Origin of the sequence: Pseudobacter sp. (assembly GCF_051955275.1) — a bacterium.
GTDB lineage: Bacteria > Bacteroidota > Bacteroidia > Chitinophagales > Chitinophagaceae > Pseudobacter.
In genome coordinates, this window is the sequence record NZ_JBQCGW010000184.1 from 1 (window position 1) to 18,057 (window position 18,057).

An 18,057-nucleotide genomic window follows, 5' to 3' on the forward strand; every position below is an offset into this window, starting at 1 on the left:
ATTCCCATGCCAGCCCTTCATGCCTTACATTTGCGCCAAATTTTTGAATATGGATCACAGGATAGAGAAGATCAGAGCAAAGATCGAACCGCTGAAACAGGCCATCATCAACCATAAACTGTATGCAGTAATGGAAGATATTGAAGATATCCGCATCTTCATGCAGCACCATGTGTACGCTGTATGGGACTTCATGAGCCTTCTCAAATCCCTCCAGTTCAATCTTACCTGCACTTCCGTTCCCTGGTTCCCCAAAGGTGATGGCGAGGCCAGCTACCTGATCAATGAGATCGTTACAGGTGAAGAATCGGATATCACGCCTGACGGGGTCCGGATGAGTCATTTTGAAATGTACCTGAAAGCCATGGAGCAATCAGGTGCTCCCACCGCCCCTGTCCAGGAATTCCTCAAAGTGCTGCAGGAATCCCGTAACCTGCTCCCCGCTTTTGAAGCAGCCAACCTGCCTCCTTCCGTCAGGGATTTCATGACCTTCACCTTCCACGTGATAGCTACCGATCAGCCACACCTGCTGGCAGCCGTGTTCTGCTTTGGCCGTGAAGACCTGATCCCCGGTATGTTCTATTCACTGGTGAATGATATCAGTGAAGGACAGCCTGAAAATATTACCCTTTTCAAGTATTACCTCGAACGCCATATTGAGGTAGATGGCGGTATCCACAGCGAACTGGCCCTGCAGATGACTGCCAGGCTCTGCGGCGATAACGAAGAATACTGGAAACAGGCCGAAGCCGCCGTATCCGCCGCGCTCCAGTTCCGCATCAACCTCTGGAACGGTGTGCATGATGCCATCGTTGCCCGGAAAAATTAATGGTTCGGTTACTCATTTCCGTTAGGTCAGGCGATTTCCGTCTGTATAGCCCATTTCTTATGCCCGAAAGCATCTTCCGGAGCATAAACCGTATTTCTAATATTACGGAAATGGGAACTTCTTTATTTTCGCTTCCCGGGAAACCGGTAGTGATCCGTACCTGAAACTTGGTAAACAGTTGAATATTAACGCAATTGTGTACAAATTCAGGCATGTTTCCCTGTGCTGAAGTGCAGAAATAATTAGTTTTGGCAGCAGAAAAATAACCTGAAACACATGATACGCAGATTGTCAATTTTTGTAATGCTGGTCCTCACCAGCGGGGCTGTTTCTCGTTCTTTTGGTCAATCCGGCTCTAAAGCGGAAACCGCCCTCAATCAGTTAATGGAAGGAAATGTAAAGCTGGCAAAAGCCACCGCCAGTGATGTTCTCAATGCAGATAAGAATAGCGCCCTCGCCTATGCAGTACGTGGAAATACCAGTATCATGCAGGGCGACTGGAAGAATGGGCAGATAGACGCCGAGAAAGCTGTTAAGCTGAGCCCGGATAATGGTCTGTTCCTCGCCATGCTTGCCGACATCTATTATTCCAATGAGCAGAACGACCTGGCAAAGAAAACCACCGACAAGGCCATTGTAGCCCTCCGCTCTCCGCAAACGGCTTTTGATTATTATGCCCGCGCAATGATCAATACCCGGATGAACCGGTCCGGCGAAGCCATTTCGGATTATACCAAAGCCATCGCACTGAAGCCGAATTTCGTTCGTGCATATGCCAAAAGGGCTGCCATCTACTACGATACCAAACAAACGCAGCTGGCCATCTTCGATTATACCCAGTGCACCAACCTGGCGCCCAATTATACGCCGGGCTTTTATTTCCGCGGTACCATCTATCATGATCAGGGCCGGTATGATAACGCCATCGATGATTATACCAAAGCCATCCAGATCGATCCCACCTATTCCGATGCCTACCTTAACCGTGGCATCTGTTATGGTGTACTGCGTCGCTACAACGATGCGATCTACGATTATAATGAAGTGGAAAAACAGAATCCCGGAAACTGGCAGATCTACAATCGCAAAGGACATATCTATTACCAGCAGGAATACTGGAAAACTGCTGTAGAAGAATATACGAAAGCCATTCAGAAAAACCCCAAAGCAGCCATCTCCTACGTCTACAGGGCCAATGCCTATTCCAAGCTGAGCGATGCTGAAAAATGCCTGATGGATTTTCTCACCGCCCAGAACCTGGAGCCTAAGAACAGCGAAGTGTACCTCAATCGCGGCAATGTATTTTATGCAGCGGGTATGTATGATGATGCATTGAATGATTATAAGAAAGTTGTTGAACTCACACCTAAATGGTCCGGCGCCTACTTCAATGTGGCGCTTGCCTTGCAAGAAAAACAACAGTTCTCTGAAGCGATCAACTATTATCAGAAAGCCATCGATCTCGATCCGAAGAACCTGGATGCTTATCTGAGCAAGGCTTATGCTTATGATGCCATCGGTAACAAGAAGGCCGCTGATGCAGAGAGAAAGAAATATGTTGAACAGGGCGGTGAGCAGCAGGCTGTAGGTAAGAACGCATTCAGGTCAATGTTCCCCGAAGCGCAATTCGACGCCAAACTCGCCGGCAGCATGCTGGAGCGCGGCACCTGCACTATCCGCGGCAGGGCCTGTACCAAGGTGGATGGCCTGATCTTCAGCGCCTCCGGAACCAAAGTGGCCCTCTACCCTGTTACCCCTTACCTGGAAGCATGGTATGAGCTGCGCGAGAAAAAAGAAGGAAAGAAGACCGGTGTATACATGTCCAAAGAAGCCAATAAGTACCGTATGGAAGTGACCTGCGATGCACAGGGATTCTTCCAGTTCCAGGGGCTGAAACCTGGCAGGTATTTCATCCAGGTGATCCATAGCTTCAACCAGGCGAAGACCGCCAGGGTTTACACAGGTTCCGATGTTTCTCAGAACGGTCCGGTAAGAACCACCACCAATTATTATTACGACCAGGATTATACAGTTGCAAGATCAAAACGACTGGAGAAATTTGTTGATCTCAAGGATGCGGGTGATAGCAAGCGCATCACCATGGCAAACGGCCTGATCAAAAGCTGTACCCTGTAAGAGCTTCAAACACTGCAGTTTTGAGTAAGAGAAAAGCGGCCTGGTAACGGGCCGCTTTTATTATTAATCAGGTGGTTCGGTTATGCCATGCTGTTATAATGCACTTCCCTCTTTTTCCAGACACCCACAGTCAGCAGCCAGAGGCAAATGCCGATCTCTCCGATAGTGGCTGGTTTGGTGATATATTTCCCAATGGCTGTTTCGTTATAGCCGGGAATGCCCAGCGTACCGGTAAAATCAATTACATAACCGAAACATCCCAGGATCAGAAAGATGCCAAGGAGCTTCGGGAGAAAGCCTGAGCGGTATACCAGCCATCCAAATGGCAATAACCATAGGCCCCAGAAGATCTGTGAAATGAGCAGGCCATTATTGAAGGATTTTAATTGAGCCAGAATCAACGCGGGCATCGGGCTGCCGCCCGGTGGATAAACGGTTGCGTCCAGCAGGTTCAGTACTTCCAGTTTATGCTGCAGGTTCACCAGTGAGATTGGAACGCTGATCACGGCCAGTAAAACCATCAGTCGCGCCGCTGTTTCATTAACAGGATGCAGCAGGCGATACAGTGGCAGAGGAAGTAACAGAAAGGCAATATAACAGGTCACGCTGCTGATGATGCCCCAGCGGAAAAGATAGGGAGATCCTGTCAGTCTCGTGAAATTATCCACCGGATCTTTCAGGTTGTAGAGTTGTGAAGGAACGTAAGCGAGACTGAAAATGCCGGTCAGAACAACTACAAGATATAGCGCTCCTGCAAGCCTGGCTGTGGAACTGGAAGGATTCATGTCTGTTGTTTTGGTAAGGTGTTCTTAAAGATAGACAATAATCCTTCCGGCAAAGATCCTAAAGCCTGAAACTGGATGAGTGGTATCGATCCCTGGCCGATCAGCTTTCCATGGTCATATAATCCAGCTGACCTTCTTCATCCGTATTGATCACCACCAGGTAGTCTACGATCTGTCTGCCAACTGTATAATCGAAGATGGCAAAATGCTGAGCACTGTCGGGGTATAAGCCAACCCTCACCAACTGCAGCTTTCCGGCGATCCAGGCGGTGCGGTCCTCCGTGTCGTCATCTGCGTCTATCAGCTGCGCCAGTTCATCTTCACTGAGCACTTCCACCAGGTAGTCGGCATATTCCCTGATGGTATCATCATCATTGTCCTTGATATTGTCCTGAATGTATTTCCTGTTCTGTGCTATCCAGCGCGGCATCTGCTCCAGGAATCTGCGGGTGGCAATGAGGCGTTCCTCTTCAATGGTATTGTTCTCGAAATTGAGGTCGATGTCAATGGTCATTCCTTCGATCTCAACACTCTCCTGTTCATAATATTCTTCCAGTGAACCGGTGTCGAGCTTGCCAAACCAGGGTAAGTCAATAGTGGGCATATGAGGATTATTTAAACGATTACCCCAAATTAGCAAAATTTGTGCTTCGCTGAAATTAAAAGAAGTTAAGGAATGACCAGAGCGATCCGGCAGTTACTTCTGCACTATTTTAATATCATATTTTGCCAGCAGGCCGCTGATTTCACAGAGGGAAAAAAACGATTTTTTGAACCTGTTGCGTTCCGGATCGAGCACATAACTGGTGGCTCCGCGCAGGTCTGCCTTCAAACCTGGTCTACTGCGTACTGTTTTTCCATGCTGCAAATTTGCCGGAAAATCACTTCGCTTGTAACCAGCCGTTGAAAATATTTCTACCTGATATGATCCAGGTCCTCAGCGCCAACAATGGCCACTTCAGATTGGAAAGCGATGGCTTCCACTTCGATCAGAAAATCAGGATTGCCCAGTCCGGCTACCAGTAATACCGTTACAGCAGGCGGCTTAGCCATCCTGGCCAGGAAAGATTGCGCGGCCTGGAATCCTTGTACCGGATCATTGCCCTGCAGGATGAAAACGGACAATTTTATCACCTGGTTCCAGCCTGCACCTGCAGCTTCAAGCACCGCCTGTACATTCTGCATGGCCTGCATGGTCTGCGCTGCCAGATCGCCCTTTCCCACTATTTCTCCCAGTTCATTCACGGCGTTTTGGCCGCCTACATAGATGGTTTTACCATTGCCGAAGGTGACCACTCCCTGGGAATAAGCAGGGTTACTGGCCATGCCATCCGGGTTGATATGCTGTATCTGCTGACTCATACCCTTTTTTTTGATTCGTGAATAATGCATCAAAACAAGGTCCAGCCCCCTGGGGAGATTGGTACTCAAAGCGGAAAACCTTCTGCTTTAAGCCATACTTTTTTTAATGTGGCAACGTTATAGTGCATCTAACACCCCTTATGAGAAACAACCTGAAACCCGTACTATTCATTTGTTTTTTATTCATTTTCATTTGCTTCTTACCTCATTTCCTGCATGCACAACCCGTTTGCGGCTTTGATACGAAGCACCGGAAGATGCAGCAGGTATCTGCCACTTACCTGCCCGAACTCCGCAAACAGGAAGCACGTATCAGGGAATGGCTGAATGAGAAAGCAGCTGCTGAAAAGCTTTCGGTGGATGGCCGCGTTCCCAATGGCCCGGAAACCATTTATGAAATTCCTGTAGTGATACATGTGATCCATATCGGCGATGCAGTAGGTTCGGATTATAATCCAGACGACGCTCAACTGACGGGTATGCTGGATTACCTGAACCAGTCTTTCCAGGCAACCTGGCCGGGTTATCCCACACCGTCAACGGGAGGCACCCGCGTACCTTTCCGGTTCATCCTTGCGCAGCGTGCCCCGGATTGTACACCCACCACGGGTATCAATCGGGTTGATGGCAGTGGTATTCCCAACTATGTGGCCGGTGGATTGAATGCTTCCACAGCACTGGGGGCCGATGACCCTGATGTGAAATCCCTCAGCATCTGGCCTGCCAATCAGTATTACAATATCTGGATCGTAAATAAGATCGATGGAAAAGATGGCTATCCCGGAACCGTAGGTTCTTTCACTGCCGGTTACGCGTATTTTCCCGGAGCGCCTTCCTGGCTCGATGGTACCGTGATGCTCGCCTCGCAGGCAATGGCCGGCCGTAAGACATTGCCTCATGAACTGGGACATGCTTTCAACCTCTATCACACTTTCGAGGGCGCTGCCGGTGCTACCTGTCCCCCGAATACAGATTGTACAACGGAGGGTGATATGGTCTGCGATACGGACCCTACCAACGAGTCTGCCTTCTTTGCCTGCCCTGCAACCAATAATCCCTGTACAGGCGCCCCCTGGAACGGACAGGGCAATAATTTCATGCATTATACCAACTGTGGTGCGTGGAGATTTACACCGGGGCAGCGCGACAGGATGATTGCCAGCATGGAAACAATAAGAGCCGGATTGCTGACATCGGCAGGCCTGCGCACACCGCCTGCACAACTCACTGCCAGTGCTGCCTGTGCGCCAGCCTCTATCACAAATACAGGTAACAACAATGATATGGGCCCGGTAAGGATACAGTTCAGTTCCATTGATGATTCCACCGGTTCTTACAGTATTGATGGTCTTTTTTATCTGGACCATAGCTGCAATATGACCACCTCTGTGGAAGAAGGACAAACCTATTCACTAAGAGTAAGTACCCGCACCAACCGTCAGGTAGCAAAAGTGTGGATCGATTACAATAACAATGGCAGCTTTGAAGCGGGTGAACAGGTGATGAATTCCACCACTCCTGCCGGCCTGCCGGGTAATGACTATACCCATAGTGTTGATGTGACCATTCCGTCAGGAACATCGCTGGGCGCTCCTTTACGTCTCAGGGTGGTAGCTGATTTTATAGGCAATCCCGGTATTACGGCCTGTGGCAATCAACTATACGGACAAACAGAAGATTACAGTGTTACCATCAACCTGCCCGGCGCATTGCCTGTAAAGATCTATGACGAAAGGATCCGGTTGCAGAATCAGGTTATAAGATTTTCTTTCAAAGCCAGCGAAGAATCACAGGTAATACGTTACGAACTGCAAAGGGCCGGTAAACAAGGTGATGCCTTTACAAGTATCAAGAGTATACTTCCTGCTGATTCACGTACATCAGTAAACGAATATTCAGTTACAGATGAAGGAGCTACCGGCACAGGTTGGTACCGTATTTTGGCTATCGAGCAGAACGGCCGGAAATTCTACAGCCGTATCCTGGGAACTCCTTCAGGAAATTCCGAAGCTAACGGAAAGCTCAGTATCTCCCCAAATCCAACAAATGGAAATATCAATATCAGCCTTCCCTTGCAACAGGGTACTTCCGTGAAACTGGTCCTGCGCGATGCGCAGGGACGTATTGTTTGGGCGGGTAACCGTAATGTGGAAAGAACACTGGTGATCCCGGGTGGATTTCCTGCAGGTATGTATTATCTTTCTGCTATTGCCGGACAACAGCAATGGAATGCAAAATTGATTGTAACCAGTAAGTAATTGATCTTCGTATGATCATTGTATGGTCCGGCTGCCTTCAGGTAGCCGGACTTTTTGCATCTGATCAGCTTTTTCCGGTACCCTCGCAGAAAATACATTCCCGTTTGCCTGTTGCATTGCAGGAAGTACAATCCACTTTTCCCTGGCGGCAACCAGGGGTTTTGCAATCTTCCTTTCCTGCACCATAACAGTCCTTGCAGGTGATGCTTACATTGATGTAACCAGCCAGTACATGCGTGTAACCGCTGTAGCTTTCCCAGATCACATGTTGAAATCCATCTTTGTATTTTGAACCAACATAGAAGCTTTTGTTCTGTCTTCCCATGCCTGAGCAATCGGAGCAGTTCTGTTTTCCCGAACCAAAGCACCAGCCGTCTGGTTTATTGCCCTGTCCGTTACAGGGAAGGCAGATGGCTTTGCCTGTTCCTGAACATACATCACAATCCTTTTTAAGGTCGCATCCGCTGAGGAACACAACCAACAGCAGCCATCCGGTGAGTGACCGGGTGAATAACATAAGCTTGATTTGAAGTTGAATGAATGTGCGGGTACGAAGTATGATAAATGTACAAAATGCGGATGGGCTGTTCAACCGTTTTTTCACCCCCGTTTAATACAATCCTTTTTGTGTAAACGTAGTTGCCTACGTATATTTGAGGGTAATCGGAAGCGTATGAATGTAATCGACAAAGCCGGCGTGCTGGCCATTTCCACCAGACTGCAAAGATTGGCGGAACAGATCCGGAAAGACGGTGTGCTGATCTATAAAGATCATGGGATCGAGTTCGAGCCCAAGTGGTTCCCTGTGATCTATGTGCTGCACAACAAGGGCGTATTGAGTGTGGTGGAGATCGCTGCCGAGATCGGTTATACGCATCCCAGCACTATCACCCTCCTGAAAGAGCTTGAAAAGGAGAAACTCATCAAATCCGGCCGCGATAAGACCGATGAACGGAAGCGGCTGATACAGCTAACCGATAAAGGAAAGGACCTGGTGAGTAAAATGGGACCGGTATGGAACCTGATCATCAAAACCATGACGGAGATCACGGATACTGCCAACAACCTGATGCTGGCCATCGATGAGGTGGAAGCAGTGCTTCGCCAGAAAAGCTTTGCCGACAGGGCCTTTGAGAAGAAAGCCGCTGCTAAGCCAAAAAAGAAAAAGGCCTAGTCTTCCTTTGTATGGAACTGGTAAAAGATCGTGTCAACAGGCATCCTCGGGAAATAATCCGGCAGCTCCTGCATATCGATCCTGGAAAATCCATTCTTCTCATAAAAACGCTGGGCCGCTTTCAACGCATCAACAGTGCCCAGGTAAACATGGTGGATGCGATGATCCGCACAGAAAGCGAAAAGTGTATCCAGCAATGCTTGCGCTATCCCGAATTCTTTTCCCCTGTATTCCTTCTTCACAAACATTTTGCGGATAGCTCCCGCCTGATGACCGCAGTTCAGTAAGGCAATAGTACCCACCAGCTCTCCATTATGAAAGGCACCCCAGAATGAACCACCATCCCTGTAATAGAACTGATCTATATCAAGCAGGTCAGGCTGGTCTTCCAGCGTTACCGGCACATTGAATTCCAGCTGCTGGATCGGTAATATCAGGTTCACCGCCTGCCTGCCCTGTGAAGTATGTATCTGTTCAATAGCAAATTTCTGCTGCATGACCTTCTCGTTTAGGTACAAAGATACGTAGTTGACTACATATATTTTCAGGAATCACTGAATGACGGTCATGGAATGTGACGGGTGGTTATTCCGGCTTGTCTGTTGTAACGATATGTATGTCGCGTTGCGGGAACGGGATTTTGATCCCGTTTTTATTGAACAGGGCCTGCACATCACTCATTACCTCGCTTTTTGCATGCATGAATTCGCGGGGATTGGAGATCCAGAAAAGCAGTTTGAGATCGATGGTGCTGTCGTTGAATTTATCTGCAAACGCCACTGGCGGGGGCGAACTGAGAAGTCGCTGATTGGCTTTCAGCAGCTCGTTCAGCTGAGGAAGCACTTCGTCAATATTGGTGTCGTAAGACACGCCTACAACCAGTTCTATACGGCGGAACCCCCTGCCCTGCGACCAGTTCACAAGGTGCTCATTCAGCAGGTCTCCGTTTGGTATGATCACAGTAGAGCCGTCAATGGATGTGAGCTCGCTGCTCCGGAACCCTATGGATTTGATGGTGCCTGTTTTACCGGCCACTTCAATGATATCACCTACATTCACGGGTTTTTCAAAAGCCAGGATCAGGCCGCTCACCAGGTTACTGACCAGGGCCTGCAAACCAAGCCCCACACCTACACCCAGTGCTCCCAGGATTATAGTGAACCTGTCTAGCGGAATACCTGCCGCAGCAACGGCCAGGAAGAGGCCGATACTGATGATGGCAATGCGAATCAGCAATATCCAGCTGCCCAGTCCGATCTTCTTCTGACCGGTGGAAGAGCTGTGCACCGGCACTTTATCCGTGGCGAAAAAAGAAACGATGCGCGACACAAAAGTGGAAATGAACAGGATGCCGAAGAAGAGCAGCATGCCCTTGATACTGAAATTGTATTGACCGATACTCCTTTCTGCAAAGAGGAAATCCTGGATCGGATCCGCGATCCGGTGGAAAGCATAGAAGTTCCTGCCGAAGATAATGAACCATCCCACCACCAGGAATATATAGAATACAGCAGGTGCTTTTCGCCCTACCCTTTCGAAATTGATAAAGAAGGAATTCCTTTCCGGCCGTTTGTATACTTCAGAAGCCAGTAACAATGTTTCATTCACCAACCTTACCACCCAGAGGAAGGTGATGGCAATGATCACATTGATGAAGCCGCTTACATACATCGTTTTGGCGTAATTGTAACGGCCATACATGTTGAAGAAGATGGCTGCCAGTTCCAGTACCACCACAAAAGCAATGAACCAGAGGATGGCCTTTTCACGGAGCTCACTGCGCCTGCCTTTCAGCAGGATGAGCAGTCCTGTGATCACTCCCACCAGTGAAAACAGGAGCATGAAATACCTTTCTATCCTGGAGCCCTGCAATATGAGATTATCTCCACATGCAATCAGGAACTGTACGAACATGGTGAGCCAGATAAACATCCAGTGCCTTGTGATGAATCCTTTGAAGATGATGGTGAGCGCTATGGCGGCTGTTACACCCAGGATGGTGGTGAACAATGCAGGTGGAGATGGAAAGATGAACTGGAAAACGGACACCACTATCAGGATGGCAGACAATACGGGGTATCGCAGCACAAGCTGCCCCTGGTAATGTTGCTGTAAAAGGCCTTCGGCCTTCACTTTTCTTTTTAGTGAACTGATGAAAACCGTGGAAGCGATCACCAGTACTAGCAGTAAAAGCATCCTGCCCCAATGGTTTTGTACATAGAACCACAATGCGAGTTGACCTTTCAATGCAGAGTAGTAGATGATCTCCCTGATCGGTCTGTAACTGGTCACCCCTTCCCAGATATTGTGGGTCTCCCGGCTAAAAAAGTTCCTGTCGAGGTCCTTGTGATAATGCTCTATCTCATCCAAAGCCGTGCTGACGGTACTTTCCATCAGGTTGATCCTGTTCTGCAAGCCACGTACATGCTGGATGGCCTGTTCCAGAATACTGTCCGTTGGATTGATCTCCTGCCTCACCACCATGATCTTGCTAAGAAATTGCATCAGTGCAGCCGAATCATTGGAGATATAATACAGTGCGCTGTCTGTTCCCAGTGAGTCCAGGTGCATGCGGAAACCCGACAGCTCATGCTGATATTTGTCCACCGCCTGTTTGCGCGTATCTATTTTTTTCAGCAGCTCTTTAAAGAGGATATTGGTGCTGGTGAGGTTGCGATGGCTCTGGAGCGAGCCTTTATGCTGGAAAATACCGTCACATCCGGTATCATACCATCGCTGAATATTATCAAGGTCTGTATTGATGGCATTGGTGTCAAGCCCGCGGGTGATGAAAACTTTGGCTTTGAGTAAAGTGCTTTTGAGATCATTGATGAGCGCTTCCTGCCTGGCCGCCATCCGTCCGGCGGAATATTTATCCTGGCTCTTATGATAGTCCTGCCCTGCTGCCTGCCTTAACAGGTTCATCACGGAATCAGACAGGAAATGCTGCTGCTGCGCGATTGTCCGGTTAACGGAACACAGCATACAAATGAAAACGAACAGGCTTATCAATATCGAACTTCGCGTACGCATACTCATTGGTATGAATATAATGATTTATATCTTAATCATTATGAACTGTTACGCTATTTCTTGTTGATCAGTTCCAGCACCAGGTCGGTAAGATCGAAGCGGGGGAAATCGCCGTTATTGCTCAGCATCACTACCAGGTTCTGCTGGTCGGGCTGCCGCACGAACATGGAATAATAACCGAAGTCGGTGCCCGGATGGTAAATGATGGTATGCGATCTGGATTCGCTGAATAATTTCCGGTCAATCATCCAGCCATAGCCATAACCTGCATCCCAGTCGGCATAATCTGTCCTGGGTGTGAAGCTTTCCTGCCAGCTGGCTGCAGGCAGCAATTGAGAGGTATACATCGCTTCATCATACTTAAGCAGGTCCGTTACACTGCTCCAGATCCCTCCTGCCCCAGCCATATTGGCTAGCGGATAAGCAGGCTCCGGTTCCCCCATCCAGTAACCGACGGAATTGAGCCGCGCATTGCTGAAGCCAGAGTGCTCCATTTTCAGCGGACCGAAGATCCTTTGCTGCAGCACTGCTGCATAATGCTGCGCCGTGATCTTTTCGATGATACCCGCCAGCACCAGGTAGCCTGAATTACTGTACCTGAAACCATTGCCGGGAATGAATTCCAGCGGATCGCTGCAGAATTTCCGGATAAGCTCCTCCGTACCCATGGGCTTCTGTATCAGTTCGGCGATGTATTCATCTTTATTGGTGTAATTGGGAATGCCTGAGCTATGCGTCAGCAATTGTTCAATCGTTACATTTCCATGGATATAACCAGGAAGGAATTTACCGGCACTGTCCTGCAACCTGAGTCTTCCCTCCTGCTCCAGCTGACGGATCAGCAGGCTGGTAAAGGTTTTGGTGAGAGAGCCGATGCGGAAGCGTGTGCTGTCCGCATTCAGTAATTTCGTTCCTTTATTGGCATAACCATATCCTTTCCTGAAAATGAGTTCCCCTTTTTGTTTGATCAGTACGGTGCCATTGAAAGCGCCATTGGCATGATAGAAACTGAAAATGGAATCAAGTCGCACAGCGGGATCTTTCGGCCATTTCGACAAGCGCTTCTCCACTTTGTTCTTCAGGCTGAAGCTGGCATTACGTTCCCGGATCTGCTGTACGATCTCCGTGGTATTATAATCCGGCAGGATGGTATTGTAATTCTTCCAGAAACTGGTATCGTTATCCCTTTGCTGATTCTCTATGAATTTGTTATTGCCCAGAGATTCATTGCTGGTGAAAGCCTGCTGATGCAGGGTGTCTGCACCGGTAACGAGATAATCAACGCGCACGTCTGCATTGTAATCATAAAAGCCCCGGTTGCTGCGGATGCGCAACAGGTGATCGTTGCGCACATCGGAGAGCATCCACCTGTTACCGAATTTCTTATAGCGGATAAAGTGACGCTCCGCTTTGGGTTCGATCCCTATCCCCAGCAGCTTCATCACTGCGCGTGTAGCGGCATTTGCAAACTGCGCATATTCGATGCCTTTAGGACTGAGGCTGTAATCGAATGCGATAAAGGCCAGCGTATTGGCATCCAGCCAGAGCTTCCCTTTGAAACAGGATTCTTTCACTCCGTCCTTCTGATCGAAAGTGATCAGCCAGGCTTCCGTTCCGTAATAATCCGTGGTGCCGCGTAGCTTGAACTGGTGGTTCTTCAATCCTTCTTTACTCAACAACCCTGAGTTCTCAAACCGCTTTACGATATCATAATCGTAAATACTGCCTGGCTTGAGGCCAAGGTCCATGCCATGCATGGCCTGCTCATCCTGGATGGAGCGCATCCTGATCAGGCGGAACTGGCTCCTGTCATCAGGCTTATACCCCGGATTGAAAATATCGAATACGGCTTCGGAGAGCATGATATGTGCATCTCCTTTCCGGGTATCTATCCGGTAGAATCCATTGAGTACATGTGGCTGATCGAAATAGTTGAGTGGAATGCGTGCTTTTGCCTGTTGAATAAGATCGAGCGGGTCTGGTGGCCGCACGGTCACTTCCTGCAATTGCACGGCTTTCTGTTCAAGCTGGATCAGCAGATCGATGGATGTCTGAATGGTAGCGATGGAAATTTTTCTTGACGAATAACCGAGCATGGAAACGAGGAGACTGTCCTGTTTGCTGTCTGCCGGCAGGTATAAAGAGAACTGACCGGCCTGGTTACAGATGGTTCCAAGTCCCCTGCTTTGCACCTGGAGGCTGGCATAGGCAATGGGTCTGCCCTGCTGATCCCGCACCTGTCCCTTCAGGTGGATGGAAACAGGTTGCGCTGCCACATTGATGGCAATCAGGAGGATGAAACCAATAAAGAAAATTTTCGCCGGCATTCTTTTTTCTTAAAACTAGCCGTCAAAGTTCAAAGCTTTTGTTAAACACGGGGTATGGCTATAAGGCTTGTTACTTTTACTCGGGGACCACTCGCTCGCCTCTGGCGAGTGAGCAATATTTGTTCGCCTCTGGCGAACACTGTGTCGCCGGAGGCGACTGAATACAAGTAACTCGCGGGGACGCGAGCTACTGGCCGCTGCGTAACTGTATGCCCAATCCGAAATTCTCGGAAACACTCATCCTGCCTGCGTTGTAGTCAAGCCCGGTTGCAATGTCTTCAGACAACAGCAATGGTCCATCGGCGTCTACATAGTCCAGCAGGGGGGCCAGGTGCGCGATGGCCGAAGAACCTACGGTGCTTTCATTCATGCTTCCCACCATCACTTTCATATTCAGGGACTTTGCTTTGGTGATCATGCGCAGTGCAGGCGTGATGCCGCTGCATTTGGTGAGTTTGATATTGATGCCATGGAAATGTCCATGGCATTTCTCCACATCATGCTCTATCACACAGGATTCATCGGCAATGAGGGGGATCGGGCTGGCGTCGAACAGTTGCTTCATTCCCTCCCAGTTGTCTTTGGCAAGGGGTTGTTCAATGAACTCCACGCCCAGCTCTGCCAGTACAGGGATCTTTTTCAGGGCCTCTTCAGTGGTCCAGGCGGCATTGGCATCCACACGAAGGGTGGCATCAGTATGTTTACGGAGCTCAGTTACAATACCGATATCGTCGGGCGTACCGAGTTTGATCTTGTAGATGGGCCAGGGTTTCTCTTTCATCTTTTCCACCATCTTTTCGGTGGAATCGATGCCGATGGTATAATCGGTCAGGGGCGCATTGGCCATATTGAGGTCCCAGAGTTTGTACAACGGCTGCTGCCTGATCTTTCCATAGATGTCCCAGGCGGCAATATCCAGCGCACAGACCAGGAAATTATTCATGGGATATAAGTGGTGGAGATAATGCCAGTAACGTTCCGGCTCCATGAAAGCGAACTGCTCCACCATTCTTTTTTTTCTTTCCAGGTCTTCCACCATTTTCTCTACCGGGATATTGTAATAAGCAATGGCAGGCGCTTCACCATAACCGGTGATGCCACGGTGCTCGAGTGTTACGATCAGTGATGGCTGATGGGTTTTGGTGCCTTTGGAAATAGTAAAGGGATAACGGAACGGAAGGTTCGTTGTCTGATAAGTTACTTTCATGATAAAGATTGGTGCTATGCTCTCCCACTGGCTTTCACAGCCTGTTCCAGCGCTTCGTTAAATGTTTGCTCCCTGATCAGTTGTTCCAGTGTGAAATGCATGCGGTACTTCCAGTAGTGGCCTGTGATGGCTGGGATATTGATCCGCTCTTCTTCGGGTCTCTCCCTTCTGAGTGTTTCATCCATGCCTAACAGGTCCTGCAGCTGAAAGATGGCCCACATGGCCGGAGCGTGCAGGTGCTGCATCACAATGGCTTTGTTGATCCAGGGCTCACAAAAATACGGCGCCTCGCCCCACTGTTCCAATTCCTTCTGAAAGAAATGTTGGGTGCTTTCGCGGTCTTCTTCCCACCATCCTCGGATAGTGCTCATATCATGGGTGCTGGGCGTTACTACCGAGAGGTAGGGAACGGCCGGCAGTCTGAGGAATTCCTGTGCGGCTTCCTTGGGCATACGCTGGATCTCCAGGCTGAGGATGCCGAGTTGTTTCATGGCATCGGGTACGCAGTGCGGTACCATCCCAAGGTCTTCCCCGCAGATGAGCATATTGGTGCTGCGTTTGAGGGCAGGCAGCTTCTTCATGGCCTCATCCATCCAGGTATTGTCCTGGCGATGATAGAAATAATCCCAGTACAAAGCCTGCAACTGGCCGCGCGTATAGTCGTCGAGGTGACGGAAGCTGCTGGTCTGGTCCATCGCGATCCTGAAATGCAGACCCTGCTGATTGGAGCCAGGCTGTTCAAAAAAGATCACATTGGAAATGAGATCGTAGAGTCCCTGTTTGATATGCAGGTTGTCTTCCGATGCTTCCAGTTTGCTGAAGTACTGCTGCACCTGTTGCTGGGTGGCGTATTCAGGCAATAAGGCATAGTGGCCGTTACCGGTAGGCTGTAAAAACGGGCGTAGCTTCTCATGATTGGGACCGAACATTTCCCAGAGCACGGCATCGTTTATATATGGGGTACAGTAACGGTTATGATCATACGAAATATGCCGGCCGTGGAGTTCATCCACCATCACGGGCAGTGCCGGGGAGAAGGTACCCATGATGCCTTCAACTGCATGCAGGGGGATGCTCCAGATGCGGAAGAAGCCCAGGATATGATCGATGCGGAAGGCATCGAAGTAATTGCCCATCTGCACAAAGCGGCGATGCCACCATTCAAATCCATCTTCTGCCATCCGCTCCCAGTTGTAAGTTGGGAAGCCCCAGTTCTGTCCTTTCACGGCAAAATCATCAGGCGGTGCGCCTGCCTGCTGCTCCATATGATAGAGCTCAGGTTCCGTCCAGGCATCACAACCATAACGGTAAACACCAATGGGGATATCACCTTTCAGGATCACTCCCTGTTTGTGCGCATACTCTGCGGCGTCCTTCAGTTGCAGGTGCAGGTGGTATTGCGTAAAATAGTGTATGGCCACCTGGTTGAAATGCCGGGCCGATGGCGCCACCAGTTTGGTGATGGCCGCTTTATCGTAGGTGCTATATGTTTTCCATTGGTTGAAATCCACGGTCCGGTTCTTATCACGGAGATAAGAAAAGGCCGCATAAGGAACCAGCCAGTGCTCATTGTCTTTGAAGAACTGCTGGTAATTTTCGTCTTTCAGGAACTCTTCCTTCTGCAGGGCAAAGAGCTCACGAATGGCGCCCAGCTTGAACTTCATCACTTCCTCATAACTCAGGTCAGGCAATGCGTTGAGCTCCTGCTGTTTCTTTTTCAGGGGTTTGATCACGTCTGCGTATTTCTTGCCTGCCACCACGCTCAGGTTGAGATAGAGCGGATGTAAGGCGAAGGCGGAGATAGCAGCATATGGATAGGTATCGATCCAGGTATGCGTAGCGATGGTATCGTTCACGGGAAGGATCTGTATGAGACGCAAGCCTGTTTTGGAGGCCCAGTCTGCCAGCAGTTTGAGGTCAGTGAATTCACCTGTGCCGAATGAATTCTTGCTGCGCAGGCTGAATACGGGAACGGAAACGCCGGCTCCTTTCCAGCTGTTGTTGGGCAGGTGCACAAATCCATCGTGAACCTGGGTGAGCTGGTATTCGTGGGCATCGCCAAAAAGACTGCGGTTCTCTCCTGTTTCCAGTTGTACCAGGCTTTCTTCTTTGGTATTGTAAACGCCGTATTTGTAATGAAGGGGAAATTCATCCTTGGTGATCTCCAGTTTAATGGTCCACCAGCCCTTATCGGGTGAAAGCAGCAGCGGGCTTGTGGTATCCCATTCCCTGGTGCTGATACTGCTTCCGGTGACACAGATCACTTCGTTCTTCTTCAGCAGCGGGGCCTTCACCTTGAGCACATGTGTGAAATGTTTGGGCCATTTTGCTTTCTTCTTTGATTTATTTCCTGCCAGCAGCACATCCTGGAAGGGCGCTGTATAAAAAGCGTTCTCAAATTCACCGGCATGGTTCCAGGTATCTATGAGCTGAACTTCCTGCGGCGGATGCGAGCCTGCTTCCAGGAGGCGGTCTTCGCCCCATTCCATCACATGATGACCATCATCATTCAGCAGCACGTATTTATAATGGAGGGATCCGTTTTTTTGTATGGGCAGTTCGATACTGCCATGCCAGAATTCTTCATTCAGGTATTCCAGTCTGAAGGCTTGCGCTATCGTGTCATTTCCCAGCGCTTCGGCATTTCCCGTTACTGCCAGTTGTTGCCCGAAACGGGTATGGAAGCGGATATAAAAGTGAATCTTCATCAATGCAGTTTTATCGCCAGAACATTACTCCAAATGAAAATATGTATCCATCTGAAACGGTCCGTTCAGCGAATTTATTACAAAGTGTAATATTTACACAATATAGTTTTACAGGCTTCCCGTTGAGGGATTTGGATCTGAGATAAGGTTCGGATGCCGGGTCCTTCGCCGGAGGCGAAGAAATTATGGTCACTCGCGGGACGCGAGCGACTGCGTCAACCAGAGTTTTCGGTGGGGT

The 18,057-nt window shown here is 49.2% G+C and carries 13 protein-coding genes; 4 read left to right on the top strand and 9 right to left on the bottom strand.

Annotated elements, in window-relative coordinates:
• The first annotated feature begins 49 nt into the window (after positions 1 to 49).
• Together ACTHMC_RS15705 and ACTHMC_RS15710 are read left to right on the top strand one after the other, a co-directional pair.
• Positions 50 to 829, top strand: coding sequence for a DUF3050 domain-containing protein (locus ACTHMC_RS15705; protein ID WP_440414410.1), 780 nt, complete (start codon positions 50 to 52; stop codon positions 827 to 829).
• Positions 830 to 1,105: 276 nt separating this feature from the next.
• Positions 1,106 to 2,965 (top strand): tetratricopeptide repeat protein, encoded by a 1,860-nt coding sequence (locus ACTHMC_RS15710; protein WP_440414411.1) that lies wholly within the window; start codon positions 1,106 to 1,108, stop codon positions 2,963 to 2,965.
• An 80-nt stretch (positions 2,966 to 3,045) separates the two neighbouring features.
• Here ACTHMC_RS15710 and ACTHMC_RS15715 read toward each other — a convergent pair whose 3' ends face one another.
• The 3 genes from ACTHMC_RS15715 to ACTHMC_RS15725 form a co-directional block, all read right to left on the bottom strand.
• Entirely contained in the window at positions 3,046 to 3,750 is a 705-nt protein-coding gene (locus ACTHMC_RS15715) for a DUF4386 domain-containing protein (RefSeq protein WP_440414413.1), read from the bottom strand.
• A 100-nt stretch (positions 3,751 to 3,850) separates the two neighbouring features.
• Positions 3,851 to 4,354: a DUF2004 domain-containing protein gene (locus tag ACTHMC_RS15720; protein ID WP_440414415.1), complete on the bottom strand. Its 504-nt coding sequence runs from the start codon at positions 4,352 to 4,354 to the stop codon at positions 3,851 to 3,853.
• A 311-nt stretch (positions 4,355 to 4,665) separates the two neighbouring features.
• On the bottom strand, positions 4,666 to 5,112 hold the full coding sequence (locus tag ACTHMC_RS15725; RefSeq protein WP_440414417.1) for a RidA family protein: 447 nt from the start codon (positions 5,110 to 5,112) through the stop codon (positions 4,666 to 4,668).
• Positions 5,113 to 5,252: 140 nt separating this feature from the next.
• Here ACTHMC_RS15725 and ACTHMC_RS15730 point away from each other — a divergent pair, with 140 nt between their 5' ends.
• Positions 5,253 to 7,370, top strand: coding sequence for a GEVED domain-containing protein (locus tag ACTHMC_RS15730; protein ID WP_440414418.1), 2,118 nt, complete (start codon positions 5,253 to 5,255; stop codon positions 7,368 to 7,370).
• 64 nt (positions 7,371 to 7,434) lie between these two features.
• On the opposite strand, the gene ACTHMC_RS15735 is transcribed toward ACTHMC_RS15730, so the two are convergent.
• Positions 7,435 to 7,887, bottom strand: a complete 453-nt coding sequence (locus tag ACTHMC_RS15735) for a hypothetical protein (RefSeq protein ID WP_440414420.1) — start codon at positions 7,885 to 7,887, stop codon at positions 7,435 to 7,437.
• Positions 7,888 to 8,043: 156 nt separating this feature from the next.
• Here ACTHMC_RS15735 and ACTHMC_RS15740 point away from each other — a divergent pair, with 156 nt between their 5' ends.
• Positions 8,044 to 8,544: a MarR family winged helix-turn-helix transcriptional regulator gene (locus ACTHMC_RS15740; protein ID WP_440414422.1), complete on the top strand. Its 501-nt coding sequence runs from the start codon at positions 8,044 to 8,046 to the stop codon at positions 8,542 to 8,544.
• Here the strand turns inward: ACTHMC_RS15740 and ACTHMC_RS15745 are convergent.
• The 5 genes from ACTHMC_RS15745 to ACTHMC_RS15765 all read right to left on the bottom strand — a co-directional run bounded on the left by ACTHMC_RS15745 (position 8,541) and on the right by ACTHMC_RS15765 (position 17,819).
• Positions 8,541 to 9,041, bottom strand: coding sequence for a GNAT family N-acetyltransferase (locus tag ACTHMC_RS15745; protein ID WP_440414423.1), 501 nt, complete (start codon positions 9,039 to 9,041; stop codon positions 8,541 to 8,543). The two genes, ACTHMC_RS15740 and ACTHMC_RS15745, sit on opposite strands and share 4 nt — an antisense overlap.
• Before the next feature lie 88 nt (positions 9,042 to 9,129).
• The gene (locus ACTHMC_RS15750) at positions 9,130 to 11,577 is read right to left on the bottom strand and encodes a mechanosensitive ion channel family protein (protein WP_440414425.1); all 2,448 of its coding nucleotides are present in this window, start codon (positions 11,575 to 11,577) and stop codon (positions 9,130 to 9,132) included.
• Between the two features lie 53 nt (positions 11,578 to 11,630).
• Entirely contained in the window at positions 11,631 to 13,904 is a 2,274-nt protein-coding gene (locus tag ACTHMC_RS15755) for a serine hydrolase (protein ID WP_440414426.1), read from the bottom strand.
• 187 nt (positions 13,905 to 14,091) lie between these two features.
• A complete protein-coding gene (locus ACTHMC_RS15760) occupies positions 14,092 to 15,111 on the bottom strand; it encodes a dipeptide epimerase (protein ID WP_440414427.1) in 1,020 nt (339 codons plus the stop codon).
• Between the two features lie 14 nt (positions 15,112 to 15,125).
• Positions 15,126 to 17,819: a 4-alpha-glucanotransferase gene (locus ACTHMC_RS15765; RefSeq protein WP_440414429.1), complete on the bottom strand. Its 2,694-nt coding sequence runs from the start codon at positions 17,817 to 17,819 to the stop codon at positions 15,126 to 15,128.
• Between the last annotated feature and the right edge of the window lie 238 nt (positions 17,820 to 18,057).